Raw genomic sequence first — 21,919 nt, 5'->3', positions numbered from 1 at the left:
GAATTTAACCAACGCCGCATTCGAACTTCTCCCAAAAAGAGAACTCGAATGCGGCGTTTTTGCTTTGCCTGTTCGAAGCGAAGCGAGTTACAGGCAAAGCACTAGGCGAGCGACAGCGAGCGTAGTTATAACAGCCGTCAGGCAAGCCCGTTCGAAGCAAAGCTAAAAATGTTGTTCAATCGTACTGAAAAGTCTGTTAAGAGAGAAACCACCTACATTTAAAGAAATAGTGAGGGATGCACAAATGAGGATTCATACATTAGGTCCAGAAAGTACAGATAGTTATGCAGCAGCTAAATCTTTAATCAAGTCAGAAGAAGATGACATTGTCGCATATCCGTCCTTTGACAACTTGATTCATAAGATTGAATCGTTGAAAGGAGAACACGTACTATTCCCAGTTGCCTTTAAAAGCGCTCGAAAGGAATACGGTTGGAAAGAGTTTAATTATGATTACTGGGACAAAATAGAACTTGTTGAAGTCTTTCAGAAAAAAACGAAGCCTATGGTACTGGTTAGAAATAAAAGTCATTCCGAAAACACAGCAATGATTCATCCGGCTACCACTATTTTTTTGAAAAAGTATTTGGAATCGATCGAAGATCCAACACTGATCACATATACAGACAGTAAATACAAAGCATGGACAGCTTTTTGTAAGAAAAACTTGAAGTATACCATCATTAGTGAGGACGTGTTTGAAAAAGAGAAAAACCCTGAATACAAAGTAGAAGAACGATATGAACCAGTAATGGTCTGGTGTCTTTACAAAATTATTTAAAAAAAGAGGAGAATGATCATGATCATCGTATTAAAACAAGATACAACCGCAGCAGCAGTGAAGGATATTACAGCAAGACTTGAAGCAAAAGGTGTATCCGTTAGTCATTTTTCAGATATTAAAAGAGACTTCTTAGGATTGATTGGAGATACTAGTAGCATCGACACTCATCAGTTACAAGCATTGAAAGAGGTCGACCAAATCGTACGTGTAGAAGATCCTTACAAACGTGCAAACAGAAAGTTCCATCCAGAAAACTCTATTATAAAAATTGACAACGAAACAATCGGTGGCGGACAATTAGGCATCATCGCTGGACCTTGTTCAGTGGAAAGTGAAGAACAAATCATTCACGTTGCCAAACGCATCAAAGCTGCCGGAGCGAACTTCCTAAGAGGTGGAGCATTCAAGCCTAGAACCTCTCCGTACAGCTTCCAAGGACTTGAATTAGAAGGCTTGAGAATGCTACAAGCAGCTAAAGCTGAAACGGGTCTACCAATCGTTACAGAATTGATGTCGACTAAATGGATTGACGAGTTCGTTGACTCTGTTGATATGATCCAAATCGGCGCCCGCAATATGCAAAATTTCGATCTTTTAAAAGAAGTCGGCAAAACACAGACACCTGTCTTGTTAAAACGAGGCCTATCTGCAACATACCAAGAATGGTTAATGTCAGCTGAATACATCATGTCTGAAGGAAACGAAAATGTCATTTTGTGTGAACGTGGTATTCGTACATTTGAAACAGAAACAAGGAATACACTAGATATTCAAGCAGTACCAGTTATCAAAAAATTATCTCACTTGCCTATTATTATAGATCCAAGTCACGCAGGTGGAATGTCCTACCTGGTTGAAGCTGGAGCAAAAGCAGGTATCGCTGCTGGGGCAGATGGTCTTATGATTGAAGTACACGATGATCCAGCAAATGCATGGAGTGACGGGGAACAGTGTCTAACACCGGACGAATTTGAAGAATTAATGATCAAAGCAAGCAAACTAGCTGAAATCGAAGGACGTTCCATTCAAGCAGCATCAACAATCTTATCTAAATAATTTAAAGGAGGGAAGACATGCCTGAATTAATCGTAGAAGTTCCTGCTCAGGAGACAAGTTATGTATTAAAAATTGAGAAAAACCTATTGAATCAGGTTGGTAGAGAAATTTCTGCGCTATTCAACGGTCAAAAAATTATGATCGTAACAGATGAGACAGTCCATACACACTATGGAGAAATTGTTTTGAATCAATTAAAGAAAGCAGGATTCGAAGTTCAGTGCATTGTCTTACCACCAGGAGAACAAACCAAGACCTTTAGTTCCATGCCAGCTATATTCAGTCAATTGATTGAATTTGGCTTGACCAGAAGTGATTTAATTATTGCACTTGGTGGCGGTGTAGTGGGAGACATTACAGGGTTTGCAGCTGCAACTTACTTGAGAGGCATTTCTTTTGTACAGATCCCGACAACGCTACTAGCACAAGTAGATAGTAGTGTTGGTGGAAAAGTCGGTGTAGATTTGCCAGAAGGTAAAAATCTGGTCGGTGCTTTCTATCACCCTGAACTCGTTCTGATCGATCCACTGGTTTTAACGACCTTAACAGACCAGGCATTCGCAGATGGTATGGCAGAAGTCATCAAGTACGGATGTATCAAAGACCAGACTCTATTTGATCGTTTGATGGAAATGTCTTCAAGAGAAGAAGTAATGAATCAAATCGAATGGGTGATTGAGACGTGCTGTACAATAAAGAAAATGGTCGTCCAAGAAGATGAAAAAGACACAAGTGAACGTATGTTACTGAACTTTGGACATACCTTGGGTCATGCCATCGAAGCTTACTACCATTATGAAGTTTATTCACACGGTCAAGGTGTAGCGATTGGAATGGTTGAACTATCCAGAATCGCAGAAGAACAACAATTAACAAAAGCTGGAACAACAGAAAAAATCATCAAGATTCTTGAAAACCACCAATTACCGACAAAGTTAGAACAACCAGCAGATTACGCTGAAATTTTACCTTATATAGAAAAAGATAAAAAGAATTTTAAAGGTAGTTTGAATGTGATTGTCTTAGATACAATCGGACAAGCACGAAGGATCAAAACAGATCGACAGTTTTTCAGTATACTTGAAGCAGGAGGAATCAAACCGTGACAATGATAAAAATAGAACCAAACAAATTAAAAGGCACGGTGACTGTTCCTCCTTCTAAAAGTATGGCGCATCGAGCGGTGATCTGTGCAGGTCTAGCAACAGGACAGAGTGTTATTCGCAATATTCAATTATCTGATGATATTATAGCAACGATGGAAGGTATGCGTGCTTTTGGCGCAACGATTGAACAAGCTGGAAATACCCTAACCATTGATGGGTGTGGACTAGAAACAGCTAGAACTAGTCAAGAAATTGACTGCAATGAATCAGGGTCTACATTAAGATTTTTCGTACCTTTGGCTACCCTGTTTGAAGGACCGACGCATTTTGTGGGTAGAGGAAAATTAGGACAGCGCCCATTAGATACATATCGGGAGCTATTCAGCCTTCAGAATTTAAGATATGAATCGGGATCATCAGAGAACTTGGATTTGACGATTGAAGGTCAGTTGAGTTCGGGTAACTATGAGATGCGTGGAGATGTTAGCTCGCAGTTTATTACAGGTATGCTACTGACGCTTCCTTTACTAGATGGTAACTCAACGATTGATATCACGACCCATCTTGAATCTAAAGGGTATATAGACTTAACTTTGTCTGTCTTATCAGCATTCGGGATCATCATCAAACATGACGATGACTATAAAACCTTTGAAATCAAAGGAAATCAACGGTATCAAGCACAAGACTACACAGTAGAAGGAGATTATTCTCAAGCAGCTTTCTGGTTAAGTGCACAATTACTTGGTAACCCAGTCGAAGTAGACGGACTAGATCAAGAATCCTTACAGGGAGACCGTGAAATTGTTTCGATACTAGAACAGCTTCATTCTGATGAAGAAGAGCGTATCATCGACGGTGCACAAGTACCGGACATTATTCCAACCGTAGCATTGGCGGCTTCTTTAAGCAAAGGCAAAACAAAACTGATCAATCTTGAAAGATTACGCATCAAAGAAAGTGACCGATTAGTTGCTACTCAAAAAGAACTATCAGCCCTTGGTGCACATATTGAAATCGTAGGAGATCAGCTGCATATAGAAGGTGTATCAAGCCTTAGAGGTGGCGCAGAAGTCTGGAGTCACAAGGATCACCGAATGGCCATGATGCTTGCGGTCGCATCTACAGTTTGCGAAAAGCCGATACAGTTAAAAGATTCTGAATGCGTTAAAAAATCATATCCCGATTTCTGGGAAGTGTTCAAAGAAGTAGGAGGAGAAATAAATGAGCGGAGTATGGGGTAAGAATGTCCAAGTCTCGATATTTGGAGAATCACATGGGGCTGCGATAGGCATTACGATTAACGGTCTGCCACCAGGCTTAATAGTGGATATGGACGAAGTGTTGGTTGAAATGGCTAGAAGAGCTCCCGGAAGAAACGAGTTAACCACACCTAGAAAAGAAAAAGACCTTCCTGAAATCTTGAGTGGACTATTAGACGGAAAAACTACAGGGGCACCGCTAACTGCAATCATCTGGAATACCAATACGCGCTCCAAAGACTACAGTGTACTTAAAAATGTGATGCGACCAGGACAAGCGGATTATCCGGGACGTATGCGCTATAAAGGGCACAATGACCACAGAGGTAGTGGACATTTTTCAGGAAGAATTACGGCACCTTTGGTATTTGCCGGTGCAATCTGTAAGCAATGGCTGAAACAAAAAGGCGTTACCGTCGGTTCTCATATCCAGTCTATTGGAACCATTGAAGATGAAACATTCGCTGATCAGACCGAAGTTACAGTAGAACAAATTGAAAAGTTCAAAGAACAACAACTGCCTTTATTTAACGAAACAAAAGAAGTAGAAATGAAAGACTTGATTGTGGACGCTAAAAACGATGGGGATTCTGTCGGGGGTGTTGTAGAGACGTTTGTTTTAGGACTGGATGCTGGTTACGGTAACCCATTCTTTGATTCAGTGGAGTCTCAATTAGCGCATCTTGTCTTTGCCGTTCCTGCTATCAAAGGAATCGAATTCGGAACAGGTTTTGATATCACGAAGATGCGTGGATCAGAAGCAAATGATGAATACTACTACGATGAAGATGGAAAGATCAAAACCCGTTCAAATAACAATGGCGGAATCATTGGCGGGATCACTTATGGAATGCCGGTCGTATTCCGAGCGGCCGTTAAGCCACCAGCTTCCATCAAAAAGAAACAACAAACCATCAACGTAGAAGAAGGCAAAGCAGCAGAACTCGAAGTAGAAGGTAGACATGATCCGTGTATCGTGCCACGTGTACTGCCTGTATTAGAAGCGGTAACGGCTTTAGGGTTGATGGATCTGATGATGGGAGGACAACACAATGAGTGAGTTAGAACAGTACCGTCAAGAAATTGATGCAATCGATCAGGACTTGACGCGACTATTTGAAGCACGGTTAAAAACGGTCTTAAAAGTCGGAGAATACAAAAAACAACATGATTTACCGGTTTTAGATGCCAGTAGAGAACAAAAAGTGATCGAGAAAAACCTTGGACGCTTAGAAGACAAGCAGTTTGAAGAAGAATTAACCAAATTCTTTCAGGCAATGATGGATATCACTAAAGAAACTCAAAAAAAGATGATGGACTGATCATTCAGCTCAAAAAGAAAGGCAATGGAGATCCGAATTGGATGTCCATTGCCTTTTTGAATTATCTGATTTGTCCTTCTCCGAAAATGATATATTTTGTAGAAGTTAGTTCTGGTAAGCCCATCGGTCCTCTAGCATGCAGTTTCTGAGTGCTGATGCCGATTTCTGCACCGAATCCAAACTCGAATCCATCGGTGAAACGAGTCGAAGCATTCACGTAAACAGCAGCCGAGTCGACTTCTTTATGGAATTGTTGGCTAGCGCTATAGTCACTTGTTACAATGGCTTCAGAATGACCGGTGCTGTATTGATTAATGTGAGTAATTGCCTCATCTATAGAAGAAACCACTTTAACAGACAATATATAATCCAAGAATTCTGTCTCCCAATCCGCTTCAGTTGCAGGTACAGATTCATTTAAGATAGCTTGAGCAGCTTCGTCAGCTCGTAATTCAACCTTCCATTCTGCAAGAGCGGATTCAATGACAGGTAAGAATTCTTCTGCTACAGATTCATGAATCAATAAAGTTTCTGCGGCATTACAAACAGAAGGTCTTGTAGTTTTGGCGTTAACAATAATCTCTTTAGCCATTTCAAGCTCTGCCGACTGATCAATATAAACGTGACAGTTTCCGGTTCCAGTTTCAATAACCGGAACGGTTGCATTCTCAACAACTGTTTTAATCAAGTTCGCGCCACCTCTAGGGATCAGAACATCCAAGTAGCGGTTCAACTGCATCAGTGCACGCGCTGTTTCTCTGGAAGTATCTTCCACAGATTGAATCACTTCTTTAGGAAAAGCTGTTTCCTGAAGTCCGTCTTGAAGAGCACTAACAATCATTTTATTGGAATGAAAAGCTTCTTTCCCGCCTCTTAAAATTACAACATTACCAGATTTAAAACATAAGCCGGCAGCGTCTGAAGTAACATTTGGACGAGATTCGTAAATGATCCCAATTACACCAAGGGGTACAGTCTGTTGACCGATTTTAAGACCAGCTTCGTTTGTCCACATATTTTTAACTAAACCGATTGGGTCTGGAAGCAGGGTGATATCTACAAGTCCTTCAGCCATCGCATCAATGCGTTCTGAAGTCAGCTTTAGACGATCAATCATAGCTTCTGAAATGCCATTTTCTGTTGCTGAAGCCCTATCTAATTCATTAGCTTTCAAAATAGATTCTTTTTGGTCAATTAAAGACTGAGCCATTTTACGAAGAGCATCATTTTTATCTTTTGTAGCCGCGTGTGACAACAGTCGTGTAGCTGCTTTTGCCTGTTTTCCTAAAGTCATTAAGTCAGTCATGAAAGTTCTCCTTTCTTTAGAGGGGTGAATAAAGTTCCAACAGCGTTTCCTTTTAAAATTTCAAATAGTACGGTAGGATCTTCACCATTTGCCAGAACCATTTGTTTTTTCAAATCAAGCACTTGTTCGGCAGCACTGAGTTTGGTCGTCATACCGCCTGTTCCAAAACGAGATCCGGCATCATTCGCCAGAGCATAGGTATCTTCAGTGACCTCTTGAATCGTATCGAATAGTACTGCGTCTTCGTTATGAGTGGGGTTCTTGTCATAAAAACCATCGATGTCAGAAAGTAAGACCAACAAATCCGCATCGGTAATTTCCAGTACAATGGCCGATAAAGTATCATTGTCGCCAAAACGTGTTAAATGATCCAGTTCTTCTACGGATACTGTATCATTCTCGTTTACGATTGGAATGACATTTTTGATAAGTAACTGTTCAAAAGTGTTGGCCGTGTTTTCTCGACTAACAGGAAAGTCGATGACATCTTTGGTCAAAAGGACTTGGCCAACTTGATGACCATAATGATAGAAGAATTGACTGTATAAGTTCATGAGTTCTGTCTGACCGATCGCAGCGATAGCTTGCTGCTCGGGGATTGTTACCGGTCTTTCTGTTAGATTCATACGGGAGAGTCCAACACCGATAGCTCCTGAAGAGACAAGAATCACTTGTTTTCCCTGATTTTTTAAGTCGCTTAACACGAAAGCCAATTTTTCTAGTCTCTGCAGATTGATAGAACCATTCGGGTACATAATCGTACTGGTTCCAACCTTAACAACGATTCGGTTACTTTTAGTTAAGCTTTGTCTTGAAGAGTGTGACATGAGTTCATCCATTCTAGAATTCGTAGATTCAATTCGTTTATTTAACGTACTATAATTTTAAAACAGTATAACAATTTATATTAAGAAAATCTAGGGTACAAAAACAGAGAGCGTCAGATAAATTTACGGTAAGTTTGAAAATTCTCTTCATCTGAATAGTCCATAAATGAAAATAGTCCCAATGCAAAATGATCGGTTGTATCGATTTCTGGTTCAATCGCTTCTATTCCATGTTGTTCGAATAAAAGTAACTGGGTTTTAAATAGACTCTTTAAAAGTAAGAAAGAAGATGGATAAGCTTCTCTCATACCTACCCAAGCGACTTCTACAGAGGTATTAGATCGAAAAACAGTAATATAGGCTGTAACCCCTTGATCATCTAGAGCAACGAGACTTAATTCTAGGTTGGGGTCTTCATTAAGCAGAAACGTTTCCCACTCGTGTAAGGTCATGTCGGCAGTGGGATTGACTAAATGCGTATTTTCATAATTTTGTCTAAGTAAAGTGACTAACTGATTTTTAAGATGAGTATCCTGAAGTACTTCTTTATAAGTTAAAGTATTTGTATGTGCAGAATTAGACAGCTCATTCAGACAATGATTTGGTGTCCACTCAGGCTCATAAGTTTCACGAATTAACTCATAATGATTGGTTTTTAAGGTATGAATCATCTCAACTTGATTGCTCATCAAAGCATAGATAAAACGATCAGCAGTAAAAAATGGAGAAATTTCCAAACTTTCAAGAATCTGATTTTTGAGTTCATTGGATTCTTTCACAGAATCATCTAAGTAAATCCTGAAATACTTAGCATGAGGGTGAAATGGATTAGACCAGCTGACCGCTATAGCAACAATAGACTGATTTATAGTCACTTTAAGTTTAGTATTATAGTAATCTGATTCCAATCGAGTCAGTAGAGGTGCAATCTGTTCAAGTAAGTTTGACGAGAAAGAGTCCGTTTCAAACGGAGCTAACATAGAAATATTATACTGTGGTATGTCAACACTTTTTTGAACAAAAATTATAAGGTGTAAATGATGATTGAGTTCACTTTCCTTTTGCCTCTCTAACTGAATGAGAGGCTAGTTTCGACCAGCTGGGGAACAACGGATTTGCAGACTTCCATTTCAGACTGTTCCTGTTCCCAATCTTTTCGATAATCGATAGGAGATTCGTAGTCCAATGATCCATGTGGGCGAAAATGATTCCACCAATGGACGTAGTCCATAAGTTGGACCTGCAGTTCATAGAGTGTATGGAATGTGTTGTCGTAGACAAATTCAAACTTAAATGATTTATACGTGGACTCCGCTACGGCATTGTCGTAAGGATTCCCTTTTCTACTTAACGAGCGCACAATATCAAAGGTATCCAGTAACTCATCAATAGTATGGTTGTCGAATTCTTTTCCCCGGTCAGTATGGAACACGTTGACCGTATGTAAATCACCCTTAACTGTAGCGAGAGCCTGCAGGACTAAGTCAGCTGTCTTAGTGGGACCAGCAGAATACCCGATGATCTCGCGGTTAAACAAGTCTAAAATAAAACAAACATAGAACCACTTATTGGCAACTTTGACATAGGTCAAGTCCGTGACGATAGCTTTCATCGGCTCTTTCGGATTGAACTCACGGTTCAATGCGTTTTCAATCTTCGCTTGATTGACTCCACTCTTTTGTGGTTTGTATGATGGTCTATCATACTTGGACACCAGATGAAACTTTTTCATAATGTGTCCAATTCTCCGACGAGATACGATAAACGCACGCTTCTTCAATCTTTTCTTCAGTTTACGCGTGCCATAATTGTTTTTGCTTTTGGCAAACTCTTCAATAATCGCTTGTTCGAGTTCCGCGTCACTTTCTTTCTTTATTACTTCGTAATAATAAGATCCTCTACTGATCTTAAGGGCACGGCACATCGCTGATATAGAATAGTTATGTTTGTTGCGTTTGATTACTTCGACTTTCGCCCGAATATCAGCGCCGCTTGCTTTAAAATATCATTTTCCATCTTAAGCTGGGTATTTGCTTTCCTTAATTCTTTCAATTCTTTCTGTTCAGGTGTTAAGTTATCTCTTTCTTTGAATGAACCGGTTTGACTATGTTGACGTACCCATTTGTCAAAAGCCGATCCTGTAAGATCATATTCTTCTATGATTTCTTTTCTTGATTTTCCTGCTTTGTGTAAATCAACAATTTGTTTCTTAAATTCTTCTGTATAAGTTCGACGTGGACGACGAGTAGACATGATAGATTCCTCCTGTGTATGTTGTGTTTAGTATACACACCTTATCTTTTCTGTCCAACTGAGTGTAACCTATCCACTGCAATGGGTAGCCTCCTTTAGTCATTTTATAGAGTGATTTTACCATACAAAAAGAGACTAGTCTTAGAAGGCTAGTCTCTTGCAAAAAATTAATCAGTTAAATAGTAGTTAGATGACCAAACATCTACATCATTGGGTTCTATCATACCAAAGTATAAAAGCTCACCTGTTTGAATATCGTTGACTTGAAGACCTTGTCTACTGAGATCTTCTTGATAATCCGATATACCTGTGTAAAGAGCACCGTCTTTAATGCCAATTGTATCATAGTAAAGGTCATCTTCCTCCGAGTTTTCTCTCTGAGGTAATCTTTGTTTTTCAAATTCTATTGTATCCTCCGAACCCCCACCTTCAAAGGCGACTTGTTGAAGGGTGAAATGATCTTCGGTTTCACCGTAAAGGTAAATATCGTCTTCATTGAATACTGTATTCAAAGTATCTTCATTTTGGATTGTATCGATTTCAAGTATGTCACCCGTATCGTAATTATAAAGATGAGATAACTGTGTTTCGTAACTGGAATAAGATCCAGTCGCTACTAAAGTACCAAGCTCCAAGAAAGTATTGTTCGCATCATTAGAATTAAACATAGAATAACTAGTAGTATTAAGTCCTAATTGATCAGTGAAGTTCTGCTCCAGTGTTAAGGTTGGATTAGTATCCGTTAAATTCGTTGAGTACAGTTTCAATTCTTCAGAACTGTTAATCAGATAGTAAATATTTGGATAATTAATGGATACACTCTCTAGTGTGAATATGTTAGATTCATCTTCAGGGAGGTTTAATGTGTAATCTGAAACGGACTCATCGGTTTTATTGAGTATAGAGACTTCTATACTATAATCACTACTTTGCCAGTAAGTTTCATAATTAGTATTCGTATAAATGACTAAATCCTCTGTCTCACTGTAGTAACTAAAAGGATTCTTTCCTCTGACAAAAGACCGATAGTTTTCTCGAAGAGAATCAATACGTGGATTATCTATTTGATCTACCTTTTTAAGTAAAGACTGTTGTTTCTGATAAGAAAATTGGCCGTCTTTATATGTGAAACGAGGATCTGTTTCGTTTGGATTACTGGAAGCGAATCCCGTTAGTACAAGTGGCTCCAAATAAGTGTCATCGCCTTCAAAGGTAGTAAATACAAGGTCAATATTACTTGGTTGAGCGACAACTTTAGATATACAATAGATACTTAAAAAGGCTATTGAAAAAAGGGAAAAGGCGAATAATTTTGTATATTTTTTCATAGGATTCTTCCTTTCTATATAGTAATTTTATGTTTTAACAAATATCGACTTAACCCTATAGAAACTATTCCAACGAAAATAGATAACAAAACAGTAGCTAATAACTGCTCAGAGGGAAAAAGTATATAGTAGTTTCTGAAGATAGTAGGCAACAAATGGGGCGACATAATTAGTAACAAGCTAAAAATACCGAAGGTTAAACCCATCAAAAAGCCTCTTAACTGATAACTTCTTTCAAGTAAAATAGCTGTATAAAGGACTAGGATAAATAAAAAGCCTAACAGGTAAAAAGTGAAAAATAATTCTGTTAAGCTCGGTAGAAGCAATTGAAGAATTTGATTTGAATCAAAGGCGTCTGCCAGACTTACGTGAGTATAAAATTCGGATGAAATTAGAGAACGACTAATGAATTGTCCAATCCAAATCATAATATATTGAAGTGTCAGTAAACTAAATATTCCGAGAAAAACCGTAAGAATCTTCGCATAGTAAATGTACATTCTAGAAATAGGTAACATGAGTAAACGATAAACAAAAGTGTTTTTCCCGAACCACTCTCTATACCAAGTGAAGATAGCGAAAAACATAAATCCGATTATGCCTAAAGCCAATGGGCCAAAGACCCATAAAGAGCCTAATACGTTATTCAAAGAAAAAGGAGAATAGGTTGATAAAAACTGTGCTATACTCAGCGACTCTGAAGCCATAGTTTCCCTTGCGTAACTCATATAAGACAAGGGAACATAAATGAACCCAATCAAATTGGATACGACCACAACGGCCATGATCCCAACTAAGAATTTATACATACGTTCAAACTCGAAATTCAATAAGCGAATAAAATGCGTTAATGACTTTTTCATGCGTTGTACACCTCTCTCATAACATCTACGACAGAAAGTCCTTCTTTTTCTCTCATTTCTTCAGCGTAGAATTCTTTTAAAATAGTTCCTTCGCCCAGTAAGACAACTTTATCGATCAGATGCTCGATATCATTGATCTCGTGCGTTGTAATCAATACGCCGCGGTCGTCTACAAGGTGACTACTGAAAACTTCTGTGATTTGTTCTCTAGTAAAGATATCTATACCAGAAAAAGGTTCATCCATTAATATGTAATCTACATCCAAAGCGAGTCCGACAAGTAAATTCACTTTAGCTTGATTACCTTTAGATAGATCTTGAAGCTTATCGGTAAGTTTTAGTCGGAAAAATCGGATTAAATCTTTCGCGCGCTTATCGTTCCAAACGTCATAAAAATCTTTCATAAATTCGATTGTTTCTTGTATCGTCATTCCAGGCAGCATGATAGAGGCATCGGGTATAAAGGCGATCTTGTTATACATGTCCGTGGACTGAGATTGTCCGTCTATTAGAACTTCGCCTTTTTGGATGGGGGTAAGCTTCATAATAGAATTCAAAATCGTTGTTTTACCAACGCCATTGATGCCAATCAGACAAGTGATATCTCCTTTCTCAGCGGTAAAGGATACACCTTTTAAAACATGTTTTCTTCCAAACTTTTTGTGAATATCTTTAATTTCAAGCATGAGCTAACCTCCTAAGGTTGTTTGTTCATTTCAGTTTTGATCATATCGGTTACTTCTTCAATTGAGATATCGACTGTTTTAATGGCAACGACGAAGTCTTTCACAGCATGATTAACCCATTCATTTTTCAAGTGTTTTAGAATGTTAGGATCTTCAGTGACTCTGCTTGGACGGTTCGGTTCTGTATAAATCAATTGTTCGGCCTCCATTTCGCTATATGCTCGTTGAACAGTATTGGGATTGATTTTTAAATCATTTGCCAGTTGTCTTCTAGAAGGGATTTCTTGTCCCGGATTTAGCTGACCAGAAATGATCTCTTGCTTTAAAAATTGTATAACTTGCAAGTAAATTGGATCTCGCTTATTTAGTGTCAATTTCATTTGAAGAACTCCTTTCTTAAGGCTGAATGGTTCTGTCAAAATGTTTCGCGTGAAACATTTTGAATAGAGTGAAAAAAAGTTTCCTTGAAAAGCCTACAGAGTAAATATTTCCCATCAGAAAAAGTTAGCATTAGACTGTATCACTTAGTTAATACACACAGGGTAAAAAGAAATGTGGAAGTGTACTCTGCGATTAATACACCTTGTGACTGTATTATATAGTGCATACACTTTTGAAGTCAACATTTATTTATAATATTTGCTATACTTTAAAAAAGACAGTCGTTTTGAGGTGTAGAAATGGAAAAAGTGATTTTGACGAATATGATCATGATTGAAGATGGTAAGGGAAATGTTGTTGTTCAAAACAGAGTGAAATCTTGGAGAGGTCTGGCCTTTCCTGGAGGAAAAGTAGACGCTAGAGAATCTTTTGTTGAATCAGCTATTCGAGAAGCAAAAGAAGAAACGGGTTTGGATATAGAAAATCTCCAGATTTGCGGTGTAAAACAATTTCAGACAGACTCAGATGTGCGTTATATCGTTTTTCTTTATAAAACAAATACATATAAAGGGACTTTAACATCCTCAGATGAAGGTGAGGTAAACTGGATCTCGCTCGACCGATTAAAAAATGCAGATACAGTGGAAGATTTTGATCAGTTGCTTGAGGTGTTTTTGAATCCTAGGTTATCTGAACTCTATTATGAGCAAGATCAAGCAAGGTCAATTTAAAGAAAATAGGAGAATAGCATTTGAAACTAGAAAGAGTGAAACCATTCCCGACAAAAGACGGGGCTTTGCTATATTACTTTGATGTTGGAAATGGAAGACCGCTTATAGTATTGGCAGGTGCTCAGACCAGCGTTCAGACTTATCGATATGTTGTAAAGAATTTAAAAAACAAGTACCGTGTTATTGGTCTGGAAAGACGATTTGAGGGAGAAACGAAAGCAAAACTAGAAGAGTTGACGATGGCAAAGCAGGGAAAAGATTTAGATGAATTTATCCAATTCATGCAATTAGATCATCCCGTACTCATTGGCCATTCTTTAGGTGCATCTGTCATCATGAGTTACTTGGAACAGGTTGGAGATCAGGATATTGCGGGGGCTATTTTTGTAGATCAAACACCCAAAATGCTAAATGATGCTACATGGAAAGAAGGTTTTGCTGGAAAATCTGTAGTTTCTATTACGAACCACACGAAACGCCTGACCACTCCGGTAAGGCGTATTCCTAAGCCTAAAGTACTTTGGTTATTATTGAATACTATGGTCCTAAGACAGGTCTCTCTTTTTTCTGTAAAAGAAAAACTGCCTTTGTTTGAGGATTACGTAAAAGGGGACTGGCGAGAGAGTTTGCAGAAAATGAAGAAGCCGTCCTTATTCATTGGAGTGGAGCATAGTCCGCATTGGCCTGGAGAATTTGCTGCTACCTGTGCAGATCTTGTCGAAAATGGTACGTCTTGTATAATGAAGAAAGTTGGTCATGGTGCGCATTTGGAAGACCCCAATCAGTTCGCTAATATCGTAGAAGACTGGGTAAATCAGCTAGAGAAATAAAAAGAAGTCCACCGCTTAAATATCTAAGCAATGGACTTCTTTTAGTATACATTTTTAACGGATTAATTCCGCAAGTTTAGGAAGTAATTTGGGACGTTCTTCGCCAGATAATTGACGTTTCAAGCTGTAGTATGAAAAAGTCAGTGGAATCAAAGCAGCTAACCAAGCTAGCGCATTAGAAAGTGTTACGCCTGCAAATCCCATAGTGCTAGAAAGAAGGAGCGCAGCAGCAACTCTTGAAAATAATTCCATAATTCCCGCTAAGGTAGGTGCCGTACTTCTGCCCAACCCTTGTAAAGTGTAACGGTAAATAAATAGCATAGCTAGTAAGAAGTAGAAAGAAGCGTTGGTTATAAAGTACAATTGAGATAGTTCTAATATTTCAGTGCTTTCTGACCCAACAAACAAGCTAGTCAAGTTACGACCGAATAAGACCAATAAGAGCCCTACAACAGCACTGTAAGTTAATACAACTTTCATTGTTGTACGCACACCTTGCCATACACGCTCAACTTTTCCAGCACCGTAGTTTTGAGCAGCAAAAGTTGCCATTGTGATACCGAAAGATACTAATGGAAGTGTTGCGATGCCATCAATTTTCTGAGCAGCAGTCGTTGCCGCCACAGCAGTAGGTCCAAGGCTATTCAATGTCATTTGAATTGCAATAGAACCAATCGCAATGATAGAACTTTGGAAACCCATTGGGAAAGCAATTGCAGCATGTTCCTTGATTTGTTTGAAACCAGCTGCCCAATCTTCTTTATGAATTCTAAGAATTGGGACATAACGTTTGATGTAAATCAAGCCAACAATACTCGCAACAAATTGAGAAATAACAGTCGCCAGACCAGCGCCAGCAACGCCCATATTGAATACAAGAATAAAGAGTAAATCTAAACCAATGTTTAGAATTGAAGTGATGATTAAAAAGAATAGTGGTGCACGGCTGTTTCCGATAGAACGTAAAACGTTAGAAATCAAGTTGAACATCACAGCTGCGCCGATACCTGAAAATAATACAGACAAATAACTATTAGAATGTTCAATCAATTCAGCGGGTGTGTTCATGAATTCCAGAATTTGACGTGTGAAGATCACAGCCAAAATCGTTAGAACGACACTCATTGTTCCTGAAATAATGACACTTGCTGCTAAATTCTGTCTGATTTTCGCTTCATCTTTTTGACCAAAACGTTGAGCCGTGATAACAGATAGTCCGGCCGTTAGACCGATTGCTAGTCCAAGTATCAAACCGTTGATACTTCCGGTAGCGCCTACTGCAGCGAAAGCTTCAACGCCGATCGTTTTACTAACGATAAACGTATCAGCCATTTGATACATTTGTTGGAATAAGTTTCCAAGAATCAGTGGGATGGAAAACATTACGATCAATTTAAGTGGGTTGCCTTTTGTCATATCTTTGTACAATATAATAACCTCCAGTTATTCGTGAGTCGTTTATAAGCAATAATGTAATAGGGTGAATCTAAGTTAATTCAAGAATAAGTTCACATACTTAATAAATAAGGAAAATGCTAAATTCAACTGTATATCGAATCTTTTGAATTGGTAACACTTTTGCCAAGTATAGGGACTTTATTTTGGAAAACAACCCACTAAATTAATTCTTTGTGAAAGAATTGTGAACGCCTAAATAGAAGGTTATTGTTACACGTTTTCATTGTTTACACATCAACAATCGATGATACTATATGTGTTTTCTGAAAATGAGACAGAAAAGTGAACAGCTACTAAATATGAGAATATCTTGAGATTTCACAAGCATTATTTAAGTATCATCAAATTAGAGATGTTAAAAACGTCCCTTTCAAATTTCTGAAAGGGACGTTTCAATGTATGCTTCACTATTTATTTAGCTTTTTGTGGTTCGAATTCAGGAACAATTTCTTCTATATCATCTGTAGAAAGTGAAACACGACCTGACAGACTTCTTCTAGTCGAATAATAAGCAATAGCTAACGGAACTAGCGCAGCGATCCATGCAAGTGGATTGGACAGTGCAGCACCTAAAAATCCGAATGGAATAGATAACAAGGTTGCAGCAAGTGCTCGCCCGACCAGTTCGCCGATACCTGCTACGGTAGGTGCAAAACTATTACCCAAACCTTGTAGCGTATGACGATAAATGAATAATAATGATAAAACAGCATAAAGGGTAGCGTTTGTTAGGAAGAATTGTTGAATCATAGCGATCACTTCAGGTGAAGCATCTGAGCCGATAAAGAGTAAAGCAACTTGTCTTCCCCATAAAAGGAGAATAATACCAATTACAACACTATAAGTGATGCTCAACTTGATAGCTTGATTTACACCGTACCAGATTCGATTGAACTTACGTGCGCCATAATTCTGTGCTGCGAAAGTGGACATCGTTACACCAAATGATTGCAAGGGAAGCATAGCGACCGTATCAACTTTTTGAGCCGCTGTAAAAGCAGCTACCGCATCTGCGCCTAGTTTGTTTAATGTAATCGTAATGGCTACTGCACCAATGGCGATAATCGAATATTGGAACCCGTAGGGAAGTCCAATACGCAAATGTTCTTTGTACTCGGCCCAGTTGAACGTCCAGTCTTCTTTATGAATTCTAAGAAGAGGCACTTTCTTCCATATAAAGATCAAGCATAAAACACTTGAAACGACTTGTGAGATGACCGTTGCGACTGAGGCTCCTCTAATCCCCATATCAAAAGTAAGGATAAACAAGTAGTCCAGACCAACATTCAACATAGAAGTTAAGATCAGGAAATACAGAGGTGTTTTGCTATCTCCAAGAGCACGCAATAAATTTGCCAGCAGGTTGAAGAGAATCGTTCCACCAATACCCCAGAAAATAATATTCAAGTAGTCATAAGCATATTCATACGTTTCAGCAGGTGTCTGCATAAGGGTGAGAATCTGTCTGGAAAAAGTTGTTGTGAGTACAGTCAGTATAATAGCAATCACACCACTGATGACGACACTGGCAGCGAGATTTTTTCTAAGCGCTGCCTCGTCTTTTTTACCAAATCGTTGAGCAGTGATTACGGATAACCCGGCGGTTAGACCGATGGCCAAACCAATAATTAAAAACTGCAGACTAGTCGTTGAGCCGATAGCAGAAAAGGCCTCGACACCGACTGTTTGACTGACGATATAAGAATCCGCCATATTATAAAATTGCTGAAACAAGTTACCGATCAACAAAGGCACCGCGAAGCTCAATATTAATTTTATTGGGCTACCTTGTGTCATGTCTTTCTTCATTTATACACTCCTTCAAATAATCATTTTTTCCATTTTTATAAGTCCAATTCCGTTATAAATAAGAATAATAGATGGTACCAAGTTATTATAGCTTTAACCAAGATAAATGCAATAGAATCGGAGGTTTTCTATACAAAAAATAAGTAAGCAATTAGAAGAATTGAACAAGAGGTGACAATTGTTAGAAATGACTGAAAAAGCTTATTTATGATTGATTTTGATTGTATGAGGTGGTATATTATACAGTGAGAGGTGAAGTAAGTGCTTACAGATGAACGACACGCTTATATCATTAGACAGATCAATCAAAAAAACACCGTAACCGTCCAAGAATTAGTGGATAGTCTAAATCATTCAGAATCCACTATCAGAAGAGATTTAAGTCAACTTGAATCGTTAGGGAAGCTGATTCGTATTCATGGAGGTGCCAAAAGAAGAGTTGCCGTTTCTACAGAAGATACAATGGAAGAAAAAACAGTCAAAAACGTTCATGGTAAGCAATTGATTGCGAAAAGAGCAGCTGATATTGTGCAAGATAATGAAGTCATCTATCTTGATGCTGGAACAACGACTTATGAAATGATCCCATTTCTCAAAAATAAAGAAATAACTGTAGTTACAAATGGAGTGCCACATGCTTCGTTGCTGACTGATCTCAAAATCGAGACCATTTTGCTCGGTGGTAGAATCAAGCAGAATACGAAAGCGATTATTGGGACACTCGCGCAGGAACAAATGAAGAACTATCGTTTTAGTAGAGCGTTTCTAGGTATGAATTCCATTGATAAGGAAGTCGGTTATACCACTCCGGATTTGGAAGAAGCTTCTATGAAGAAGGTTGCCATCTCTCAGACGGATGAAGCATATGTTTTGGTCGATGAATCTAAGTTCAATAAGGTCAGTTTCGTTAAAGTAAGTGACATTGAAGATTGTACGATCATTACAACTCAATTGTCAGAGGAAAATAGGGAACTCGTGAAAATGACGCGAGTAGTAGAGGAGAATACCAAGTGATTTATACAGTTACATTAAATCCATCCATTGATTATGTTGTCTATATGAACGGAGAGGTTCAGCCTGGTGCTGTAAATCGTATTCAAAAAGACCGTAAATTTCCTGGTGGAAAAGGCATCAATGTTTCCAGAATTTTATCGCAGTTATCTATAGAAAATAAAGCACTAGGATTTATTGGCGGATTCACTGGGAAATTTATCGAAGATGCTCTGGAAAAAGAAATGATCCAGACGGATTTTGTTCAAGTAGATGAAGATACAAGAATTAATGTGAAAGTTAAAAGTAGTAATGAAACAGAAATCAACGGTCCTGGACCACAAATTTCAAGTATAAAAGCAGAAGAACTGATAAATCAATTGTCTGGATTGACAAAAGATGACGTTGTCGTTTTGTCTGGTAGTAAACCAGCAGGTCTTTCAGAAAGTTATTATCAGGAAATCATAGAGAAACTGGTACAATCTGGTACGCAGTTCGTTGTAGATACAACAGGGAAAGAACTTCAAGATTCTCTTGCTTCAAAACCACTTATGATCAAACCGAATAATCATGAACTTGAAGAGTTATATAATGTATCGATTGAAACTGAAGCAGATATGGTTTTCTATGGTAAAAAGCTAGTAGAAGAAGGCGCACAGAACGTCATTATTTCAATGGCAGAAAAAGGTGCGATGCTATTCACTGAAACGGGTGTTTATCATGGAAAAGCACCAAAAGGGAATTTGAAAAATTCTGTCGGTTCTGGTGACTCAATGGTAGCTGGCTTCACAGGAATATTTGCAAAAACGAATGACTCACTAGAAGCGTTTAAATATGGTATTGCTTGCGGTAGTGCAACAGCTTTTGAAGAAGACTTAGCAACGATAGATAAAATAGAAGGTTTGCTCCCACAAATCGAAATCAATGAACTGGAGGAAAAATAAATGCAAATCAATGACTTATTAAGAAAAGATTTGATGATACTTGATCTTCAAGCAACTGAAAAAGAAGCTGCGATCGACGAAATGATTGCACGTTTGGCAGAAAAAGATGTGATTTCTGACGTTGCTACTTATAAAGAAGGCATTATGAAACGTGAAGCTCAGACTTCAACAGGCCTAGGTGATGGAATTGCGATGCCGCATTCCAAAAACTCTGCGGTTAAAAACCCTGCCGTATTATTCGCTAAATCAACGCAAGGTGTGGACTATGAAGCATTAGATGGACAACCATCCCACTTCTTATTTATGATTGCTGCACCAGAAGGCGGAAATGACTTACATTTACAAGTACTCGCTTCTCTTTCTCGTAAATTGGTAAACCCGGAAGTATTGGAACACTTACGTCAGGCAGAAACACCAGAAGATGTCCAAGCAGTCTTTGCGGATTCAGAACAAGAAACAAATGAAGTTAAACCGGACACGGAAAATGTTTCAGGAAAAGAAAAATTTGTCGTAGCCGTAACAGCTTGCCCTACAGGAATTGCCCACACATACATGGCTGAAGATGCTTTGAAACGTAAAGCAAATGAAATGGGTGTAACGATCCGTGTTGAAACAAACGGTTCAGATGGTGCGAAAAATGTATTAACTGAAGACGAAATTCGTCGTGCTGACGGTGTTATCATCGCAGCAAGTAAAAAAGTTGAACTGGCTCGTTTTAACGGTAAACACGTTTTACAACGTCCAGTTGCTGAAGGTATCAACAAATCAGAAGAACTGATTACAAAAGCGATGAACCAGCAAGCACCCGTATTAAATGTTGACGATGAAGGGTCTAGCGAGAAATACGAAGATGAAGAAGGCGGAAGCGTTTGGAATACTTTGTATAAAGATCTGATGAACGGTATTTCTCACATGCTACCATTTGTTGTTGGTGGCGGGATTATCCTAGCGTTATCATTCGCAATCGAGCCTTTCTTAGGTAGTGACAATATCGTAGTTGCTTCATTGAACACGATTGGTAGTTCAGCATTTCAATTCCTTATCCCGATTCTAGCAGGTTACATTGCTTATAGTATTGCGGATCGTCCGGGACTACTTCCGGGTATGGCAGCAGGATATATGGCTGTACAAGGTGAAGCGGGATTCTTAGGAGGACTAATTGGTGGTTTCTTAGCTGGTTATCTCATGAACCTCGTGAAAAAAATGTTACGCGGTGTACCGCAAGCATTCGCTGGGTTAAAAACGATTCTTTTATATCCAGTATTGGGTCTATTGGTAGCCGGAATTGTCATGGTGCTAATCATTCCAATCTTTACAACCATTAACACAACAATGATTAGTTTCTTAAACAACTTAGGAACTGGTAACGCAGTACTGCTTGGAGCTGTATTGGGTGGTATGATGGCGATTGATATGGGTGGTCCTTTCAACAAAGCAGCTTACGCGTTCTCAATCGGAATCTTTACAGATACCGGTGATGGTAGCTTGATGGCTGCAGTTATGATCGGTGGGATGATTCCGCCACTAGCAATTGGTCTTGCAACAATCATTTTCAGCAATAAATTTACTGAGCTTGAAAGAAGTTCTGGTTTATCTAACTTTGTATTAGGTCTTTCATTTATCACTGAAGGTGCGATCCCGTTTGCAGCATCTGATCCACTACGTGTGATTGGATCATCTGTAGTAGGAGCGGCTATCGGTGGAGGATTGAGCCAGTTGTGGAATACAGCTGTGCCAGCACCACACGGAGGAGCTGTTGTCGCTTTAGTACTAGGAGAAAATCCATTTATGTTCTTCCTAGCATTACTGATTGGTACAGTGATTTCTACAGTCATTTTAGGACTATGGAAACCAAGAGTTGAAGATACAAACAAAGAAATTTCAGCAAAAGAATTAGCTTAATTTAAAAATCGTTAACGAAATCGTCTCTCTTAAACAGAGAGGCGCTTTTTTTATCGCATTATGAACGTTTAATTAAAATAT

At 38.7% G+C, this 21,919-nt stretch carries 21 protein-coding genes; 11 read left to right on the top strand and 10 right to left on the bottom strand.

The window, feature by feature from the left end; genetic code table 11:
- Positions 1 to 244: 244 nt before the first annotated feature.
- Genes LG377_RS00420 through LG377_RS00395 form a run of 6 tightly spaced genes read left to right on the top strand, consistent with a single transcriptional unit; the run spans position 245 to position 5,530 of the window.
- Complete coding sequence (locus tag LG377_RS00420; protein WP_225742764.1) at positions 245 to 781, top strand: hypothetical protein; 537 nt, start codon at positions 245 to 247, stop codon at positions 779 to 781.
- A gap of 18 nt (positions 782 to 799) precedes the next feature.
- A complete protein-coding gene (aroF, locus tag LG377_RS00415; RefSeq protein ID WP_225742763.1) occupies positions 800 to 1,840 on the top strand; it encodes a 3-deoxy-7-phosphoheptulonate synthase in 1,041 nt (346 codons plus the stop codon).
- A 17-nt stretch (positions 1,841 to 1,857) separates the two neighbouring features.
- Positions 1,858 to 2,946 carry a 3-dehydroquinate synthase gene (gene aroB, locus LG377_RS00410; protein ID WP_225742762.1) on the top strand — a complete coding sequence of 363 codons (1,089 nt, stop codon included), beginning with the start codon at positions 1,858 to 1,860 and terminating at the stop codon, positions 2,944 to 2,946.
- Positions 2,947 to 2,948: 2 nt separating this feature from the next.
- On the top strand, positions 2,949 to 4,190 hold the full coding sequence (aroA, locus tag LG377_RS00405; RefSeq protein ID WP_225744600.1) for a 3-phosphoshikimate 1-carboxyvinyltransferase: 1,242 nt from the start codon (positions 2,949 to 2,951) through the stop codon (positions 4,188 to 4,190).
- The gene (gene aroC, locus LG377_RS00400; protein ID WP_225742761.1) at positions 4,171 to 5,268 is read left to right on the top strand and encodes a chorismate synthase; all 1,098 of its coding nucleotides are present in this window, start codon (positions 4,171 to 4,173) and stop codon (positions 5,266 to 5,268) included. Before aroA ends, aroC begins: the two co-directional genes overlap by 20 nt.
- On the top strand, positions 5,261 to 5,530 hold the full coding sequence (locus LG377_RS00395; RefSeq protein ID WP_225742760.1) for a chorismate mutase: 270 nt from the start codon (positions 5,261 to 5,263) through the stop codon (positions 5,528 to 5,530). The genes aroC and LG377_RS00395 overlap by 8 nt, the downstream gene beginning before the upstream one ends.
- A gap of 61 nt (positions 5,531 to 5,591) precedes the next feature.
- Here LG377_RS00395 and LG377_RS00390 read toward each other — a convergent pair whose 3' ends face one another.
- The 8 genes from LG377_RS00390 to LG377_RS00355 form a co-directional block, all read right to left on the bottom strand.
- A complete protein-coding gene (locus tag LG377_RS00390) occupies positions 5,592 to 6,836 on the bottom strand; it encodes a glutamate-5-semialdehyde dehydrogenase (RefSeq protein WP_225742759.1) in 1,245 nt (414 codons plus the stop codon).
- The gene (proB, locus tag LG377_RS00385) at positions 6,833 to 7,663 is read right to left on the bottom strand and encodes a glutamate 5-kinase (protein ID WP_225742758.1); all 831 of its coding nucleotides are present in this window, start codon (positions 7,661 to 7,663) and stop codon (positions 6,833 to 6,835) included. The genes LG377_RS00390 and proB overlap by 4 nt, the downstream gene beginning before the upstream one ends.
- Positions 7,664 to 7,776: 113 nt before the next feature.
- Complete coding sequence (locus LG377_RS00380; protein ID WP_225742757.1) at positions 7,777 to 8,643, bottom strand: hypothetical protein; 867 nt, start codon at positions 8,641 to 8,643, stop codon at positions 7,777 to 7,779.
- Positions 8,644 to 8,732: 89 nt separating this feature from the next.
- A protein-coding gene (locus LG377_RS00375) for an IS3 family transposase (protein WP_225742756.1) occupies positions 8,733 to 9,916 on the bottom strand; the annotation gives its coding sequence in 2 pieces (ribosomal slippage) (positions 8,733 to 9,631 and positions 9,631 to 9,916; 1,185 coding nt in all).
- A 167-nt stretch (positions 9,917 to 10,083) separates the two neighbouring features.
- The gene (locus tag LG377_RS00370) at positions 10,084 to 11,244 is read right to left on the bottom strand and encodes a hypothetical protein (protein ID WP_225742755.1); all 1,161 of its coding nucleotides are present in this window, start codon (positions 11,242 to 11,244) and stop codon (positions 10,084 to 10,086) included.
- Between the two features lie 14 nt (positions 11,245 to 11,258).
- Positions 11,259 to 12,107 carry a hypothetical protein gene (locus tag LG377_RS00365; RefSeq protein WP_225742754.1) on the bottom strand — a complete coding sequence of 283 codons (849 nt, stop codon included), beginning with the start codon at positions 12,105 to 12,107 and terminating at the stop codon, positions 11,259 to 11,261.
- Positions 12,104 to 12,793 (bottom strand): ABC transporter ATP-binding protein, encoded by a 690-nt coding sequence (locus tag LG377_RS00360; protein ID WP_225742753.1) that lies wholly within the window; start codon positions 12,791 to 12,793, stop codon positions 12,104 to 12,106. The genes LG377_RS00365 and LG377_RS00360 overlap by 4 nt, the downstream gene beginning before the upstream one ends.
- An 11-nt stretch (positions 12,794 to 12,804) precedes the next feature.
- Positions 12,805 to 13,173 (bottom strand): GntR family transcriptional regulator, encoded by a 369-nt coding sequence (locus tag LG377_RS00355; protein ID WP_225742752.1) that lies wholly within the window; start codon positions 13,171 to 13,173, stop codon positions 12,805 to 12,807.
- Between the two features lie 300 nt (positions 13,174 to 13,473).
- Between LG377_RS00355 and LG377_RS00350 the strand changes: the two genes are divergently transcribed.
- Together LG377_RS00350 and LG377_RS00345 are read left to right on the top strand one after the other, a co-directional pair.
- On the top strand, positions 13,474 to 13,905 hold the full coding sequence (locus LG377_RS00350; RefSeq protein WP_225742751.1) for an 8-oxo-dGTP diphosphatase: 432 nt from the start codon (positions 13,474 to 13,476) through the stop codon (positions 13,903 to 13,905).
- A gap of 20 nt (positions 13,906 to 13,925) precedes the next feature.
- Positions 13,926 to 14,735 carry an alpha/beta fold hydrolase gene (locus LG377_RS00345; protein WP_225742750.1) on the top strand — a complete coding sequence of 270 codons (810 nt, stop codon included), beginning with the start codon at positions 13,926 to 13,928 and terminating at the stop codon, positions 14,733 to 14,735.
- Positions 14,736 to 14,789: 54 nt separating this feature from the next.
- Here LG377_RS00345 and LG377_RS00340 read toward each other — a convergent pair whose 3' ends face one another.
- The gene (locus LG377_RS00340; RefSeq protein WP_225742749.1) at positions 14,790 to 16,163 is read right to left on the bottom strand and encodes an MATE family efflux transporter; all 1,374 of its coding nucleotides are present in this window, start codon (positions 16,161 to 16,163) and stop codon (positions 14,790 to 14,792) included.
- A gap of 441 nt (positions 16,164 to 16,604) precedes the next feature.
- Entirely contained in the window at positions 16,605 to 18,002 is a 1,398-nt protein-coding gene (locus LG377_RS00335; RefSeq protein WP_225742748.1) for an MATE family efflux transporter, read from the bottom strand.
- Between the two features lie 261 nt (positions 18,003 to 18,263).
- Between LG377_RS00335 and LG377_RS00330 the strand changes: the two genes are divergently transcribed.
- Genes LG377_RS00330 through LG377_RS00320 form a run of 3 tightly spaced genes read left to right on the top strand, consistent with a single transcriptional unit; the run spans position 18,264 to position 21,838 of the window.
- The gene (locus LG377_RS00330; RefSeq protein ID WP_225742747.1) at positions 18,264 to 19,016 is read left to right on the top strand and encodes a DeoR/GlpR family DNA-binding transcription regulator; all 753 of its coding nucleotides are present in this window, start codon (positions 18,264 to 18,266) and stop codon (positions 19,014 to 19,016) included.
- On the top strand, positions 19,013 to 19,936 hold the full coding sequence (gene pfkB, locus LG377_RS00325; protein WP_225742746.1) for a 1-phosphofructokinase: 924 nt from the start codon (positions 19,013 to 19,015) through the stop codon (positions 19,934 to 19,936). Before LG377_RS00330 ends, pfkB begins: the two co-directional genes overlap by 4 nt.
- Positions 19,937 to 21,838 (top strand): fructose-specific PTS transporter subunit EIIC, encoded by a 1,902-nt coding sequence (locus tag LG377_RS00320; RefSeq protein WP_225742745.1) that lies wholly within the window; start codon positions 19,937 to 19,939, stop codon positions 21,836 to 21,838.
- Positions 21,839 to 21,919: the final 81 nt, after the last annotated feature.

The sequence above is a fragment of the Marinilactibacillus sp. Marseille-P9653 genome (assembly GCF_916618885.1).
Taxonomy (GTDB): domain Bacteria; phylum Bacillota; class Bacilli; order Lactobacillales; family Carnobacteriaceae_A; genus Marinilactibacillus.
This window is presented reverse-complemented; position numbering and strand designations above follow the sequence as displayed.

Bases quoted from the DNA above. Each gene is read 5' to 3' on its own strand.
- LG377_RS00420 (WP_225742764.1), top strand. From the start codon at position 245: ATGAGGATTCATACATTAGGTCCAGAAAGTACAGATAGTTATGCAGCA.
- aroF (WP_225742763.1), top strand. From the start codon at position 800: ATGATCATCGTATTAAAACAAGATACAACCGCAGCAGCAGTGAAGGAT.
- aroB (WP_225742762.1), top strand. From the start codon at position 1,858: ATGCCTGAATTAATCGTAGAAGTTCCTGCTCAGGAGACAAGTTATGTA.
- aroA (WP_225744600.1), top strand. From the start codon at position 2,949: ATGATAAAAATAGAACCAAACAAATTAAAAGGCACGGTGACTGTTCCT.
- aroC (WP_225742761.1), top strand. From the start codon at position 4,171: ATGAGCGGAGTATGGGGTAAGAATGTCCAAGTCTCGATATTTGGAGAA.
- LG377_RS00395 (WP_225742760.1), top strand. From the start codon at position 5,261: ATGAGTGAGTTAGAACAGTACCGTCAAGAAATTGATGCAATCGATCAG.
- LG377_RS00390 (WP_225742759.1), bottom strand. From the start codon at position 6,836: ATGACTGACTTAATGACTTTAGGAAAACAGGCAAAAGCAGCTACACGA.
- proB (WP_225742758.1), bottom strand. From the start codon at position 7,663: ATGTCACACTCTTCAAGACAAAGCTTAACTAAAAGTAACCGAATCGTT.
- LG377_RS00380 (WP_225742757.1), bottom strand. From the start codon at position 8,643: ATGTTAGCTCCGTTTGAAACGGACTCTTTCTCGTCAAACTTACTTGAA.
- LG377_RS00370 (WP_225742755.1), bottom strand. From the start codon at position 11,244: ATGAAAAAATATACAAAATTATTCGCCTTTTCCCTTTTTTCAATAGCC.
- LG377_RS00365 (WP_225742754.1), bottom strand. From the start codon at position 12,107: ATGAAAAAGTCATTAACGCATTTTATTCGCTTATTGAATTTCGAGTTT.
- LG377_RS00360 (WP_225742753.1), bottom strand. From the start codon at position 12,793: ATGCTTGAAATTAAAGATATTCACAAAAAGTTTGGAAGAAAACATGTT.
- LG377_RS00355 (WP_225742752.1), bottom strand. From the start codon at position 13,173: ATGAAATTGACACTAAATAAGCGAGATCCAATTTACTTGCAAGTTATA.
- LG377_RS00350 (WP_225742751.1), top strand. From the start codon at position 13,474: ATGGAAAAAGTGATTTTGACGAATATGATCATGATTGAAGATGGTAAG.
- LG377_RS00335 (WP_225742748.1), bottom strand. From the start codon at position 18,002: ATGAAGAAAGACATGACACAAGGTAGCCCAATAAAATTAATATTGAGC.
- LG377_RS00320 (WP_225742745.1), top strand. From the start codon at position 19,937: ATGCAAATCAATGACTTATTAAGAAAAGATTTGATGATACTTGATCTT.